Source organism: Methylobacterium sp. C33D, from assembly GCF_053345825.1.
Genome location: NZ_JBKFAV010000266.1, coordinates 1 through 255, shown reverse-complemented (window position 1 = coordinate 255; position 255 = coordinate 1). Strand labels below are relative to the sequence as shown.

General features: G+C 65.5%; 1 pseudogene. It reads left to right on the top strand.

Annotated elements, in window-relative coordinates:
• Positions 1 to 255, top strand: a pseudogene (locus ACLBXO_RS32310) (flagellin); the annotation flags it as partial.

Sequence of the window (255 nt, the reverse complement as noted above, 5' to 3'; positions counted from 1 at the left end):
GGCAGCCAGACGGCGCTGGGCTTCACCGCCTCGGGCACCACCGCCTCGACCTACGGCACCGCCGCCAGCACCGTCGTGTCCAGCGACCTGTCGATCTCGGGCGTGACCCAGCGCGCCTCGCTGGCGAGCCAGTACAACAACCTGCTCAACCAGATCACCCAGCTCGCCAGCGACGCCAGCTACAACGGCGTCAACCTCATTGCCGGCAAGGGCAATGACATGAACATCAAGTTCAACGACACCGGCAGCTCGAAC